Origin of the sequence: Kitasatospora sp. NPDC059462, from assembly GCF_042749955.1 — a bacterium.
GTDB lineage: Bacteria > Actinomycetota > Actinomycetes > Streptomycetales > Streptomycetaceae > Kitasatospora.
The window spans coordinates 1-12,846 of record NZ_JBHYUU010000211.1; the positions used below are offsets into that span (position 1 = coordinate 1).

11 protein-coding genes and 1 pseudogene are annotated in these 12,846 nt (G+C 75.3%); 3 read left to right on the top strand and 9 right to left on the bottom strand.

Annotated elements, in window-relative coordinates; genetic code table 11:
* Positions 1–283 (bottom strand): hypothetical protein (locus ACFXAM_RS33420; protein WP_380297014.1); only part of this gene is annotated, 283 nt, incomplete at its 3' end.
* Positions 284–987: 704 nt separating this feature from the next.
* Here ACFXAM_RS33420 and ACFXAM_RS33425 point away from each other — a divergent pair.
* Both ACFXAM_RS33425 and ACFXAM_RS33430 read left to right on the top strand, forming a co-directional pair.
* On the top strand, positions 988–2,280 hold the full coding sequence (locus ACFXAM_RS33425) for an SPFH domain-containing protein (protein WP_380297015.1): 1,293 nt from the start codon (positions 988–990) through the stop codon (positions 2,278–2,280).
* Positions 2,277–3,272, top strand: coding sequence for a C40 family peptidase (locus tag ACFXAM_RS33430; protein WP_380297017.1), 996 nt, complete (start codon positions 2,277–2,279; stop codon positions 3,270–3,272). The genes ACFXAM_RS33425 and ACFXAM_RS33430 overlap by 4 nt, the downstream gene beginning before the upstream one ends.
* A gap of 67 nt (positions 3,273–3,339) precedes the next feature.
* Here the strand turns inward: ACFXAM_RS33430 and ACFXAM_RS33435 are convergent, their stop codons facing one another.
* Positions 3,340–4,302: an aldo/keto reductase gene (locus ACFXAM_RS33435; RefSeq protein WP_380297019.1), complete on the bottom strand. Its 963-nt coding sequence runs from the start codon at positions 4,300–4,302 to the stop codon at positions 3,340–3,342.
* A 127-nt stretch (positions 4,303–4,429) separates the two neighbouring features.
* On the opposite strand from ACFXAM_RS33435, the gene ACFXAM_RS33440 reads away from it, so the two are divergent.
* The gene (locus ACFXAM_RS33440; protein ID WP_380297020.1) at positions 4,430–4,630 is read left to right on the top strand and encodes a hypothetical protein; all 201 of its coding nucleotides are present in this window, start codon (positions 4,430–4,432) and stop codon (positions 4,628–4,630) included.
* 57 nt (positions 4,631–4,687) lie between these two features.
* Here the strand turns inward: ACFXAM_RS33440 and ACFXAM_RS33445 are convergent, their stop codons facing one another.
* The 7 genes and pseudogenes from ACFXAM_RS33445 to pelF all read right to left on the bottom strand — a co-directional run bounded on the left by ACFXAM_RS33445 (position 4,688) and on the right by pelF (position 12,736).
* The gene (locus ACFXAM_RS33445; RefSeq protein WP_380297022.1) at positions 4,688–5,755 is read right to left on the bottom strand and encodes an endo alpha-1,4 polygalactosaminidase; all 1,068 of its coding nucleotides are present in this window, start codon (positions 5,753–5,755) and stop codon (positions 4,688–4,690) included.
* Positions 5,756–5,853: 98 nt separating this feature from the next.
* Complete coding sequence (locus ACFXAM_RS33450; RefSeq protein ID WP_380297024.1) at positions 5,854–6,558, bottom strand: spherulation-specific family 4 protein; 705 nt, start codon at positions 6,556–6,558, stop codon at positions 5,854–5,856.
* Entirely contained in the window at positions 6,555–7,460 is a 906-nt protein-coding gene (locus ACFXAM_RS33455) for an NAD-dependent epimerase/dehydratase family protein (protein ID WP_380297026.1), read from the bottom strand. The genes ACFXAM_RS33450 and ACFXAM_RS33455 overlap by 4 nt, the downstream gene beginning before the upstream one ends.
* A 176-nt stretch (positions 7,461–7,636) precedes the next feature.
* Positions 7,637–8,338 (bottom strand): annotated as a pseudogene (locus ACFXAM_RS33460) (sugar phosphate nucleotidyltransferase); the annotation flags it as partial.
* Positions 8,339–8,409: 71 nt separating this feature from the next.
* Positions 8,410–9,402 carry an SDR family NAD(P)-dependent oxidoreductase gene (locus tag ACFXAM_RS33465; protein ID WP_380297028.1) on the bottom strand — a complete coding sequence of 331 codons (993 nt, stop codon included), beginning with the start codon at positions 9,400–9,402 and terminating at the stop codon, positions 8,410–8,412.
* Between the two features lie 160 nt (positions 9,403–9,562).
* Entirely contained in the window at positions 9,563–11,077 is a 1,515-nt protein-coding gene (locus ACFXAM_RS33470; RefSeq protein ID WP_380297030.1) for a hypothetical protein, read from the bottom strand.
* Positions 11,078–11,227: 150 nt separating this feature from the next.
* Complete coding sequence (gene pelF / locus ACFXAM_RS33475; protein WP_380297032.1) at positions 11,228–12,736, bottom strand: GT4 family glycosyltransferase PelF; 1,509 nt, start codon at positions 12,734–12,736, stop codon at positions 11,228–11,230.
* Positions 12,737–12,846 lie beyond the last annotated feature (110 nt).

Sequence of the window (12,846 nt, forward strand, 5' to 3'; positions counted from 1 at the left end):
CCACGCGGGTGCCGACGGCGGCCGCCACGACGGCCTCGGCCGCGGCCGAGGCGACGGCCCCGGTGGTCGGCGCTCCGGCGGCGCCGAGGCCCTCGGCCCCCGCCCCGGTTCGCCCGGCCCCTTCCGTTCCCGTCCCGTCCGTTCCCGTCCCGTCCGTTCCCGTCCCGTCCGTTCCCGTCCCGCCCGTCCCGTCCGTTCCGGCGTCCCCGTCCGTGCCGGTGCCCGCGCCCGCCGTGGTGCCGGCCCCCGCCCCGGCCGGGCTGCTGCCGGTCGCCGTGCCCAAGGCCGCTCCGGCGGTGACCGGGCCGACGACGGCGCGTCCGGCCCCGACCCCGACCCCGACCCCGACCCCGAACCCGGCCTCGCTCCCGGCGCCGGCCCGGAGTGCGTCCCCGCCCCCCTCGGCCTCGACGCCCCCGAGTCCGGGACCGCGCCCCACCCCGACCCCGGCCCCGACCGCCACGTCCTCCGCCACCCCGGCCCCCGTCACCCCACCCCCGGCCGGGCCGGCCGCCGCCCCTGACCGGGCCCAGGCCGACCGGGCACCGGCCGCGCCGCCGCCGGGCGGCCCGCGCCAGGCGGCCCGCACCGCAGCCGCCGCGGCCCCCGCAGGCACCGCCGAGACCGTCCGGTCCGCCGACCGGGCCGACGCGGAGGAGCCGTCCTCGCCGGCGGCCGCCGGCCGGCACCGGTCGGACGGCTGGCGCGGCGTCCTCGCCGGGGTCCTGCTCCTGCTCACCGGCGTCGGACTGATCACCCGCCGGGTGGTCACCCGGGGATCCGGCCCTCGGCGGCGCTGAACCGCCCCCACCTGTCCGCTCATGTGCCTGCGCGTCAGGCAGGGCTTCGGATGATTCGTCAGTAAATGTCGACACGCACTGGTTCAAATGTCGCATTTGATGACGTATGAACTTAGCCTGGGCTCTGGCACTGCCCGTCAGATCCGGGCCGCCCGTTGCGCGACACACTGAACCTGAGGATCCGTGCATGGACGTCACCCGCGATTCTTCGCAGCGACCCGACCACCTGCCCAAGGCGTTCCCCCCGGCGCTGCCGGAACGTTCCGCCACGGGCTCCAGCCCGCTGGCCAGGGCGACGAGGACGCCCGGGCCCGCCCGGCCGGCCGACGCCGGCCCGGCCACCACCCCCATCGCGGTGGTCCCGGGTCCCGCCGTCGGCACGCCCGCCGACCTTCGCGATCCGCTGGAGACGACCGACCCGCCGGCGCCGGTGACCGCGATGCTCCCGGTGGCGGAGGAGCCGGAGAGCACCCCGGCCGGGGTGGCCACCGCCGCCACCTCGCGCCGGCCCCCGCGCGCCGACCAGGCGTTGCGCGAGCGGCCCGCCGCCTCCCTGCCCGGCTGGGTCGCCCTGCTCGGGCTGCTGATCGGCACGGCCGCCGTCCTGCTGGTGCTGGTGCGCGACGGCGTCGTCCCGTACTGGGACGCCCTGCCCGACCTGCGCACCGACGCCGCCCGGGCCAGCGGCGAGGCCGAGGTGACCGCCCGTTCGGTGGCCGCCGTCGCCGTCGCCGGGCTGCTCGTCGTCGTCTCGCTCGCGGGCCTGCTGGCCAACGCGGGCGGCGAGACCAGGGTGCTCACCCGCTGGGGCCGCTACCGGGGCACCGTCCGCCGCACCGGCCTGGTCTGGGTCAATCCGCTGCTGCGCCGCCGCCGGGTGGACGTCCGGCTGCGGCACTGGCGCAGCGAGCCGGTCAAGGTGGTCGACCGCACCGGGACGCCGATCGTCGTCCGGCTGCTGATCGTCTGGCGGGTCAAGGACACCGCCCGCGCCATGCTGGCGATCGAGGACCACGAGAGCTACCTGCGCGAGCAGGTCCAGGCGGTGCTCACCCGGACCGCCTCCACCCTGCCGTGCGACAGCAACGCGGCGCCCGGACCCGCGCTGCGCGACGGCCAGTGGTTCGCCGACGAGCTGACCCGGGCGCTGGCCGCCGAGGTCGCGCCGGCCGGCCTGGAGGTCTACTCGGCGCAGCCGCTGGCCCTGGACTACGCGCCGGAGGTGGCCGAGTCGATGCGCCGCCGCCGGCTGGCCGACCTGGACGCGGGCCTGCGCACGGTGCTGGTGGACGACGCGGTGGAGGCGGCGGCGCTCGCCGTGCGCCGGCTGGAACGCGCGACCGCGCACGAGCTGGACGAGGCCGCCCGGAGCGCGCTGATGGAACAGTTGCTGGTCGCCTTCGTCGCCCCGGCCGGAGTGGCCGCCTCGGTACCGTCCCCGGCCAACCGGGCCGGGCGGAAGGAAGGACGACCGGCATGAGGATAGCCACCGGCACGGACGCCGCCGCCGCGGCGTGCGCGGACGCGGACGCGGACGACGCGGCGCTGATCGGTTTCGAGGAGAGCCTCGGCAGCATCCCGGCGATCACCGGGTGTGCCTGCCCGAACTGCGTGGCCCGGCCGCGCACCGCCCGCGCGGCGGAGCCGTCCGGCGGCGGCCGAATACACCGGGCGGTGCGAAATACCTGCCTGGCCACCACCGTGCTGGCCGGCGCCGGGGTGGTCGGACTGACCGCCGGCGCCGGAGCCGCGCACGCCGCGCCGGGCAAGCAGGGCTGGGACGGCTCCAAGTACTGGTTCAAGAACGCCCAGGGCGAGTGGCGCTACACCAGCCACTACGGCGTCTACACCAAGGCGGTGGGCGGCGGCTCCGGTTCCTCCACCGGGCAGGCGGCCGTCTCCAACGGCTCGGCCTCCGGCGGCTCGGCCTCCGGCGGGATGAAGCAGGGCTGGGACGGCTCGAAGTACTGGTTCAAGAACAGCGCCGGCGAGTGGCGGTACACCAGCCACTACGACATCTACCTGAGCCGCACCGGCCAGTCCGGCGGCGGCGGGGCGTCCTCGTCGGCCGGCTCCGCCCGCCCCGCCCCGGACCCGGCACCGTCCACCGGCCGTCTGGAGTCGGCGATCGAGTACGCGCTCGCGCAGCAGGGCAAGCCGTACGTCTGGGGCGGCAACGGCCCCTCCGGCTACGACTGCTCGGGGCTGGTGCAGCAGGCCTACCGGCGGGCGGGCATCGAGCTGCCCCGGGTGGCCGACGACCAGTACGCGGCGACCACCCCGATCACCGCGGGTCAGCTGCGCCGCGGCGACCTGCTCTTCTGGTCGGACAGCGGCCGCGCCTCGGGCATCCACCACGTGGGGATCTACCTGGGCGGCAACAAGTTCGTCGAGGCCCCCCGGCCGGGCAAGACGGTCCGGGTCTCCACGATCAGCAGCGGCTTCTACCCGACCCACTTCGGCCGGCCCTAGCCGCAGGACGCGCGAGGGGCGTGCCGTCCGGGGTGCGGGCGGCACGCCCCTTCCGGGCGGCCGGGGGTCAGGCGGAGGCCTGGTCCAGCAGGGCGGTCTGCGTCGGGGTGAGCTCCAGTGCGGCGGCGGCCAGCAATGGCGGGAGCTGGCCGACGGTGCGGGCGCTGGCGATCGGGGCGACGACCGTCGGCCGGGCGGTGAGCCAGGCCAGGGCGACGGTGGCGGGCTCGACGCCGTGCTCGGCGGCCACGGTGTCGAGCGCCTCCAGCACCTTGGGGCCGCGCGGGTCGTCCAGGTAGCGGCCGGCGCCCTCGGCGCGGGCGCTGGCCACCTCGGTGCCCAGGCGGTACTTGCCGGTGAGGAAGCCGGAGGCCAGCGCGTAGTACGGCACGGTGGCGAGGCCGTGTTCGGCGACCACGACGGCCAGCGGGCCCTCGAAGGTGCCGCGCGAGACCAGGTTGTAGTGCGGCTGGACGGCGCTGTACGCCGTCAGGCCCTCGCGTGCGGCGAAGGCGAGCGCCTCGGCGAGCCGGTCGGCGCCGATGTTGGAGGCGGCGACGGCGCGCACCTTGCCCTCGCGCACCAGCGCGTCCAGGGCGGTGACGAACTCCTCCACCGGGGTGTCGTCGTCCTGGTGGGTGTAGTAGAGGTCGATGTGGTCGACGCCGAGGCGGCGCAGCGAGCCCTCGGCGGAGGCCTTGATGGTGGCCGCGCCCAGCCCGCGGGCCTCGGGGTGCAGGCCGACCTTGGTGGCGACGACGACGGAGTCGCGGTTGCCGCGGCTGCGCAGCCACTTCCCGATGATGGTCTCGGACTCGCCGCCGGTGTTGCCCGGCACCCAGCAGGAGTAGGCGTCGGCGGTGTCGACGAAGTTGCCGCCGGCGGCGGCGTAGGCGTCGAGGACGGCGAAGGACTCGGCCTCGTCGGCGGTCCAGCCGAAGACGTTGCCGCCGAGGGAGAGCGGGAACACCGAGAGCTCGGAGTCGCCGAGCTGCACGTAACGGGGGGCGTCGCTGGGGGATTCGGTCATGGTCCGAGTCAACCCGATGGGCCGGGCCGGCATTCCGTGAACGAGGCGGACTTCACATGCCCGTCGCACATCCGTAGCGCGGAGACCGGGTGTCGGGGTGGTCCGCGGATTCGTTAGAGTCCCTGCCATGGCTGACAACGAGTACGACCCCGCCGGCAGCACCCAGATGTTCCGGGCCTTCGTCGAGGAGACCCCGGCACCGCAGGCGCCGGGCTCCGTCAACACCTACGGCAACAGCGGCGGCGGCAGCCGCACGGGCGTGATCGCGCTGATCGCCGTCGTCGCGCTCGCCGTGCTGGGCGCCGTCGTCTGGCTGGCCGTCAAGTAGTCCGGCCGGGGGAATGCCTGGCGGCCCGGCAGCCGTCGGGGGCCGGGCCCTGCCTCCTCAGCAGGGCTTCCGCCAGGCGTCCAGTTCGAGCTTCTTCTGCATCGAGCTGAAGCCCAGGGCTTTGGTGCGGGTGCAGAACTTCTCGGTGCCCAGCTTGTACTCGACGTGGAACACCGCCTTGCCCGCCTGGATGAAGGGGGAGAGGCGGCCGCACTCGTCGTACTGCGCGCACTCCTCGTTCACGGCGAAGTCGAAGTCGCCCAGCAGCGCCGGGATCTGCTCCAGGTCGTTCTTCAGGCCGATCGCCAGACCGCGTTCGTGGGCGAGTGCGGCGAGCATGCGGTTGTAGCGGAGCTGGTCGTCCGGGGTCAGCGGGAAGCCGCTGTTCTGGTTGTAGGCCTCGATGGTGTCGGGTTCGACGGCGTCGAAGCCCTTCTGCTTGCACATGTCGAAGCGGGCCGCCATCAGCGGCTTCAGCTGGTCGATCCGGCGGATGTCGAACCACTTCTCGCCCTTCCAGCCGTTGCCCGAGCCCTGGAGGGCCTGGGCGAAGGCGGCGGAGTCGGGGCGGAAGTCCTCCCAGGAACCGGCGTTGATGTAGCAGATCACCTTGCGGCCCTTGGCGTGCAGGGCGGCGACCACGGAGGCGTCGGTCTCGAAGCCGTCGATGTCGTAGACGGGGACGTCGACGGACTGGTCGACGCCGCCGCCGAGTTGCCACTGCCAGGCGAGGCCGGGGGTGGGCTGCCAGCGGGCGCCGGTGGCGCCGGGTGTACCAGGGGTGCCCGGAGTGCCGGGCGTACCGGGGGCGTCGGGCGTTCCCGGGGTGGCCGGGACGGCCGGGACGGCCGGAGCGGTGGGGGCGGCGGGGGCCGTGGTCGACGGCCGGCCGGGCGCGGTCGGTGAGCCCGGGGCCGTCGGAGAGGCCGGGGCGTCCGGGGTGACCGGCGTGCCCGGCGTGCCCGGGACGGGGGCGGCGGTGGCCGCCGGGGGCGGGGCCGCGGTGGCGTCGGCCGAGGTGTCGTCCTCGTCCTCCGAGCCGGAGCTGCTGCACGCCGTGGCCAGCAGCGCGGTGGCGGTGGCCAGGGCGAGGGCGGCCCACACGGGCCGGGTACGGCGGGTCATGGGGCACGGACTCCGGATCGGATCGGATCGGACGGTCGGCTCGGACGGGTATGCGGAAGGTCGTTCGCAGGGCGTTCGGCAGGCGGCCGGACGGGAGGTCAGACGGGCCCGGCCAGCGGCCGGTTGCCGGTCAGCCGGTGCGGCAGGGTGCTCCAGGGGTTCTCCCCGGCGCCCGGCACCGCGCAGCCGACCCCGGCCCGCCGGGCGGCGATCAACGCGGCCGCCTCACCGGCCCGTTCGGCGGGGACGTCGTAGACGAGGTGGCAGAACCGGGCGGCGGCGTGCCGTCCGGTCCACAGCGGCAGGGCCAGCGCCTGGTAGGCCTCCCAGTCGCCCTCGAAGGTGACCAGCAGGTCGGCCAGGCCGACCTCGGCGTACCCGGGGTCCGGGTGGTCGCCGTGGCCGAACACCACGGTGGCGCAGCCGGCGGCCCGGGCCGCGGTGGCCAGGCGCCGGTAGTGCGGCAGCGCGCCGGGCGCGGCCGACACCTGGTCGAGGTAGACGCCGGAGATGCCGTGGCGCTGACGGTACGTCAGGATGTCGTTCACCACGGCGGCGTGCGGCCGCCGCCCGTAGTCGGTGTCGGCGTAGCCGAGCAGCGGGAGCCCGGCCGCGCGGAGCTGCTCGGCGGCCTCGGCGAAGACGTGGTCGGGCTCGCCCGGACCGTCGGCGAGGTTGAGCACGACGGCGGCGATGAGCCCCGGGTCGGCGGCGGCGACCGCCTGCCAGGCCGCCGGGTCCACCGCGGGGTGGACGTAGAGCGGCACCAGCAGGCGGCCGTCGGGGTGCGGGCCCCCGGTCATGCGGTGACCAGCGGTTCGGTGGAGGACCAGAGGTCGCGCAGCGTCTCCTCGAACCCGGTCTCCGGGCGCCAGCCGAGCGCCCGGGCGGCGGCCGACACGTCGGCCTGCTGCCAGGAGACGGCCGCGGAGCGCTCGGAGCCGGCGCCGCTCTCGTCGATCCGGCCGGTGAAGGCGGCCGCCGCGACCAGGCCGTCGGCGATCGCCCGGACCGGCCGGGCCTGCCCGGAGGCGAGGTTGAGCACCCGGGGCAGCGGGCCCCGCGCGGTGACGGCGAGTGCCACCGCGCGGGCGACGTCCCGGGCGTCGACGAAGTCGCGGTGGGCCGAGAGGTCCCCGACCCGCACCACCGCGTCGGCGCCATCGGGCGCGGCCCGGCGCAGCTCGGCGGCGAGCCGGCCGGGCAGCGAGCCGGCCGGGGCACCGGGGCCGACCGGGTTGAACACCCGCAGCACCACGGCGTCCAGCGGCGAGCCGGCCACCGCGAGGGAGCCGGCCAGCTTGGTGGCGCCGTAGACGCCGACCGGGCGGGCGTCGGCGTCCTCGGCGAGCGAGCTGCCGGGGGCGCAGACGCCGTACTCGCCGGCCGAGCCGATGTGCACCAGCCGGGCCGTCGGGACGCCCCGGCCGAGCGCCTCGCAGAGCACGGCCGGGCCGCGGGCGTTGACCTCGGCGAGGGTGACGGCGCTGCCCGAGACGGCGCCGGCGACGTTGACCACCGCGTCCGGGGCGAGCGCGGCCAGCTCCTCGCCGAGCGGGCCCGCCTGGGCGGTGGCCAGGTCGAGCCGCAGGTCGTGGTCGGGCCGCCGCCCGGCGGTCAGCACGGTGGCACCGGGCAGGGCCCGCAGGGCGGTCGCGGCGTGCCGGCCGAGGAAGCCGTCGGCGCCGAGCAGGAGGATCCTCACGCGGCCCGCCCGTCGTTCTCCGGACCGGCCGGGACCGTGGCCGCTGCGGGCGCCGGCTGCCCGTCGGCGGCCTCGGGGGCGGTACGGGCCGCGGGGATCGGCAGTGCCTGGCCGTTCGGCACGGCGTACAGGCCCTCGCCGGGGGCGGCGGGCGCGGGGCCGGCCGGCTCGTCCGGGAGCAGCAGCGAGCGGTTGAGCCCGAACTCGGCGTTGGCCCGGTCGTAGTCGTCCGGGCGGCCGATGTCCAGCCAGTAGCCGTCGAACTCGTAGGCGGCCGGCGGTGTCCCGGCGTCCAGCAGGTCGAGCACCAGCTCGTCGAAGCCGAGCGGGAGGCCCGGGGTGTAGCGGGCGAGCGCGGCGCGGGAGACGCCGTAGACGCCCATCGAGACCCGGTAGTCGATGCTCGGCTTCTCCTGGAAGCCGGTGATGGACCCGGCCTCGGTGGTCAGCACGCCGAAGTCGATCTTCACCTGGCGGGCGTAGGTCGCGATGGTGAGCGGGGCGGCGGCCGCCTCGTGGTGCCGGAGCACCCCGGCGAAGTCCAGGTCGGTGAGGACGTCGCCGTTCATCACCAGGAAGTTCTCCGGCAGCCGGTCCTGCATGGTGAGCAGCGGGCCGAGGGTGCCGAGCGGGCTGTCCTCGACGGCGTAGCCGACCCGCAGCCCCCACTGGGAGCCGTTGCCGACGTAGGCGCGGATGATGTGGCCGAGGTGGCCGATGGCCAGGGTGACGGTCTGGAAGCCCGCGGCGGCGAGCTGGCGCATCACGATCTCCAGGATCGCGTGCTGGTCGCCGATCGGGACGAGAGGCTTGGGAAGCGCGGTGGTGTACGGGCGCAGGCGTACGCCCTTGCCGCCGGCCAGAATCACTGCGTGCATGGTGGTTCCCCCACGGAAGTCGTTCGACAAGGGGCCTTCGGGTGCCGGGAGCGGACGAAGGCGGAGCCGGATCAGACGTTGTAGATGTCGGTCTTGTAGCGGGCCAGGTTGGCCGGGTCGCGGAAGAACGCGATGGTCTGCTCCAGGCCCTCCTCCAGCGAGTGCGCCGGGGCCCAGCCGGTGGCGGTGCGCAGCCGGGTGGCGTCCGCGACCAGGCGCATGACCTCGGAGTTGGCCGGGCGGATGCGCTGCTCGTCCTCCCGGACGGTGACGTCGACGCCCATCAGCTTGCCGACCAGGGTGACCAGGTCGCCGACCGAGATCTCGCCGCCGGTGCCGGCGTTGAAGGTCCGGCCGACCACGGTCTGCGCGGGGGCGGTGCCGACCGTGCGGAAGGCCAGCGCGGTGTCCTTGACGAACATGAAGTCGCGGGTCGGGCGCAGGTCGCCGAGGGTGATCGTGGTCTCGCCGGCGGCGAGCTGGGCGATCACGGTCGGGATGACGGCGCGCATCGACTGGCGCGGGCCGAAGGTGTTGAACGGGCGCAGGGTGACGACCGGGGTCCCGAAGCTGGCGTGGTAGCTGTCGGCCAGCCGGTCCCCGCCGGCCTTGGAGGCGGCGTACGGGGACTGGGTGTTGATCGGGTGGTCCTCGGTGATCGGCACGGTCTGCGCGGTGCCGTAGGTCTCGCTGGTCGAGGTGTGCACCAGGCGGGGGATCTCCAGGTGGCGCACGGCCTCCAGGACGTTCAGGGTGCCGGTGACGTTGGTGTCCACGTAGGAGTGCGGGGCCCGGTAGGAGTACGGGATCGCGATCAGGGCGGCGAGGTGGTAGACCGCCTCGGTGCCCTTGACCAGCCCGTTGACCGAGCCGGGGTCGCGGACGTCGCCGAGGATGATCTCGACGGAGTCCAGCACCTCCTTCGGGAGGGTCTCCAGCCAGCCGAACGACGAGAACGAGTTGTACTGGACCATCGCGCGGACCTGGTGGCCGTCGGCCACCAGGGTCTCGACGAGGTGGGAGCCGATGAAGCCCTCGGCTCCGGTGACGGCGACGCTGCTCATGGTGAATCGCTTCCTGTGTCTTCTGGGACTCGGTGTACGGGCCCCGGCCGGGTGGTGCGGCGCTGTGGTGCCGGCCGGGCCGGTACGGGTGGTGCGGTTCCGTCGGTGCTGGTTCCGTGCCGCGCTGTTCAGCTGTTCGGCTGTCTCGGCGGCGCGGGTGTCAGCGGTGCTTGGTGGTGCGGCCGAGGACGGGCCCGGCGGTGGCGGTGAGGACGGCGGCCGCGGCCCCGCAGCCGGCCAGCTGCAGGAGGGTCGGGTCCGCACCGGTCAGCAGTCCGGCGCACTCGGCGCCCGCGGCTGCCAGACAGATGAGGGCGGTGCTCCAGCTGAGCCCGAAGGCGTTCAGCAGCAGCGCCAGCCAGAGCGAGCCGCCGAGCAGCAGCAGCGCGCCGAGTTCCGGGACGCCCAGCGCGGGGGCGCCGGGCCAGAGCACGGTGGCGGCGGCGTCGAGGGCGGCCACGGTGGTGAGGTAGATGAACAGGCAGCCGAGCAGCACGCCGCCGGTGCGGCGGGCGAACTCGACCGGGGTGTGGCTGGTGCGCAGCGCGGCCACCGCCATCGCCCGGTAGCGGAAGAGCAGCCACTCGGCGAGGCCGAGGCTCAGCGTCAGGGCGATCATGGCCGGCCCGGTCGGGCTGGCCGAGGCGCCCTCGGCGCTGCCGGTGCGCACCGCGTGGTGGACGGTGACGCCCAGTCCGGCGATCAGGGTCAGGGTGCCGACCGCGAGCCCGAACAGCAGGTGCGGGATCTCCTTGTACAGCGGCAGCCGCAGCGGGACGGGCTCCGCCTCGGCGCTGCGGCAGCGCAGCAGTTCCCGGGCGGCGAGCCCGACGGCCAGACCGAGCGAGGCCAGCAGCACCGCGGTGCGGACCACCTGCGGCACGTCGACGGCGAGCACCACGCCCGCGCCGACCGAGGACGGCGCCAGCGCCAGCAGCAGGAACTTCTCCCGGCCGAGCACCAGCAGCACGGTGGCCGCCGCCAGGTAGGCGGACTGCCCGGCGGCGAAGCAGAGCGCGCCCAGCGGCCCGCCGACCACGTACCCGGCGGTGGCCGCGGTCAGCGCGCCGAGCGGTGCGCCGGTCGCCAGGCAGGTCGCGGCCGACCGGCGCCGGCCGCGGCCGAGCCAGGCGTACGCGCGGTGGGCCAGGGCCTGGTTCCACGACCAGCTGACCAGGGTCGCGACGGACAGCGCGAGCATGCCCGAGGGCAGGCCGAAGCGCATCCGGTCGGCGGCGAACAGGTTGGCGCCCAGCAGGTAGCCGAGGCCGGGCAGGGCGAAGACCAGGCCGCGCACGACGCACCGCCAGGGGTCGGCCCGCCAGGGGTTGGCGAACTCGGCGCTCGGCCCGGGGTAGCGGCGCTCGACCCGTTCGAACAGCTCCTCGGCGACGGTGAACGCGTCGGGCCGGCCGTACAGCAGGCCCGCCTGTTCGTCGGAGAGGCCGTCGGACTCCAGGAAGGCCGCGATCTCGTAGGGGTGGACGGCGTCGGCGCAGATGTCCCGCAGCCGCTCGGCGAGCTCGTCCAGCGGGTCGGGGGAGAGGTCGAGCTGGTCCGTCTCCGGTCCGGACCGCTGCGCGGGCAGGGCCGGGCGGCGCCGCTTCAGCGGCAGGACCCGCAGCTGGACGGTCTCGTCGGCCTCGTTCGGAACGAGGCGCAGGGGGCCGCTCATGCGCCCACCTCGCTGCGCTCGCCGGCCGCTTCGCGGAACGCGCACCCTTCCATGATTCGCTCGCTGCGCTCGTTCATGCGCCCACCTCGCTGCGCTCGGCGGCCGCTTCGCGGAACGCGCACCCTTCGATGATTCGCTCGCTGCGCTCGCTCATGCCGTCACCTCGCTGCGCTCCTGCTCGGCGGCCGGCTGCTCCCAGGCGCGGTCCGGCGGTCCGTCGGTGACGGCGACCACGCCCTCGGGCAGCCAGCGGGAGGTGCCCAGCAGCTCGGTGTAGATGCCGCGGAAGCCGTCGATGTTCTGGCGGAGCGTGAACTGCTCGATCACCCGCAGCCGGGCCTGCTCGCCCAGCCGGGCCCGGCGCTCCGGGTCGCGCAGCAGCTCGACCGCCGCCGCGGCCATCGGCTCGGGCTCGCGCGGCGGGACCACCAGGCCGGTGTCGCCGACCGCCTCGCGCACGCCGCCGACGTCGGTCGAGACGGTGGCGCGCCCGCAGGACATCGCCTCGATCAGGGTGAACGGGAAGCCCTCGCTGATCGAGGAGAGCATCACCACGTTCCCGGCCGCGTAGGCGTCGGTGATGTCCGCGACCCGGCCCTCGAAGACCACCGCGTCGGCCGTGCCGAGCTCGGCGGCCAGCGCCTCGCACCTCTCCCGGTAGGCCTCGCCGCCCTTGGGGGTGCCGCCGAACAGCCGCAGCCGGGCGTCGGGTATCTCGCGCCGCACGATCGCGAACGCGCGGATCAGCGTCTCCAGGTCCTTGATCGGGTCGACCCGCCCGGCCCAGCTGAGTGTCGGGGTCTCCGGCTCCGGCCCGGCGGGCGGGAACGCCGCCGGGTCGACGCCGTTGTAGACGGTGCGGATGTGCGTGGAGGGGGTGCCGCCGCGCTCCTCCCAGCGCCGGTTGTACCGGTTGCCGGGGGTGACCAGCGCGGCCCGCCGGTAGCTCTCCTCGGCGAGCATCCGGTAGAAGCCGAGCAGCAGCGCCTTGACCGGCCAGCGGTAGGGGCCGGTGCGGTAGCCGAGGTAGCGCTCGCGCAGGTAGATGCCGTGCTCGGTGAGGAGAAACGGTACGCCGAACTGCTGGGCGGATATCAGCCCCGGGAGCGTGGCCAGCCCGCCGCTCGCGGCGTGCGCCACGCCGTCGCGCGGCGGCTCGACCGCGAGCGGGCGCAGCGCGTGCTCCAGCAGGTCGGTGGCGTTCAGCGCGTCGTGCATGGTCGGCCGGGAGACGGCCGTGGAGAGGTAGTCCCTGGTCCAGACGTGCTGGAGGGTGCGCAGGGCGCGCTCGCTGCGCAGCGCCGGGCTGAGCAGCCCGCGCCGGGCGAGGTCGGCGAAGCCGTAGAGCTCGGTGCCGAAGTGCGTGGTGTAGACCGGGTCCAGGAGGGAGTGCAGGAACCGTTCGTAGGCGTTGAGGAAGCGGCGCATCTCCTTGCCGCGCGGTGCCTTCGCCTCCGAGGCCGGGCCCCAGAGCGGGGCGGTGGTCACCGACCGCACGTTGGCCGGCAGCTCCCACGCCAGTGGTTCGTGGCCGGTGCCCGTGACGGCGATGATGTCGAAGTCGACGTCGGGCATGCCTTGCACGAGCTGGTCGCACCAGACACTGACCCCGCCGTGCTGGTGCGGGTACGTCCCCTCGGTGAGCAGGGTGACGCGCATCTCTGGTCCCCCCTCCTGTTCTTGCCTCAAGCTCCCGGCCGGGCAGGCCGGGTGGTGCCGGTGGCGGCCGCGGTTACGCGGCCCCCCCCCGGGTAAACTGTCTAGCGGTG

What these genes read in the sequence shown, in the direction of transcription:
- ACFXAM_RS33425 (WP_380297015.1), top strand. Translation starts at nt 988, where the DNA reads ATGGACGTCACCCGCGATTCTTCGCAGCGACCCGACCACCTGCCCAAG.
- ACFXAM_RS33430 (WP_380297017.1), top strand. Translation starts at nt 2,277, where the DNA reads ATGAGGATAGCCACCGGCACGGACGCCGCCGCCGCGGCGTGCGCGGAC.
- ACFXAM_RS33435 (WP_380297019.1), bottom strand. Translation starts at nt 4,302, where the DNA reads ATGACCGAATCCCCCAGCGACGCCCCCCGTTACGTGCAGCTCGGCGAC.
- ACFXAM_RS33440 (WP_380297020.1), top strand. Translation starts at nt 4,430, where the DNA reads ATGGCTGACAACGAGTACGACCCCGCCGGCAGCACCCAGATGTTCCGG.
- ACFXAM_RS33445 (WP_380297022.1), bottom strand. Translation starts at nt 5,755, where the DNA reads ATGACCCGCCGTACCCGGCCCGTGTGGGCCGCCCTCGCCCTGGCCACC.
- ACFXAM_RS33450 (WP_380297024.1), bottom strand. Translation starts at nt 6,558, where the DNA reads ATGACCGGGGGCCCGCACCCCGACGGCCGCCTGCTGGTGCCGCTCTAC.
- ACFXAM_RS33465 (WP_380297028.1), bottom strand. Translation starts at nt 9,402, where the DNA reads ATGAGCAGCGTCGCCGTCACCGGAGCCGAGGGCTTCATCGGCTCCCAC.
- ACFXAM_RS33470 (WP_380297030.1), bottom strand. Translation starts at nt 11,077, where the DNA reads ATGAGCGGCCCCCTGCGCCTCGTTCCGAACGAGGCCGACGAGACCGTC.
- pelF (WP_380297032.1), bottom strand. Translation starts at nt 12,736, where the DNA reads ATGCGCGTCACCCTGCTCACCGAGGGGACGTACCCGCACCAGCACGGC.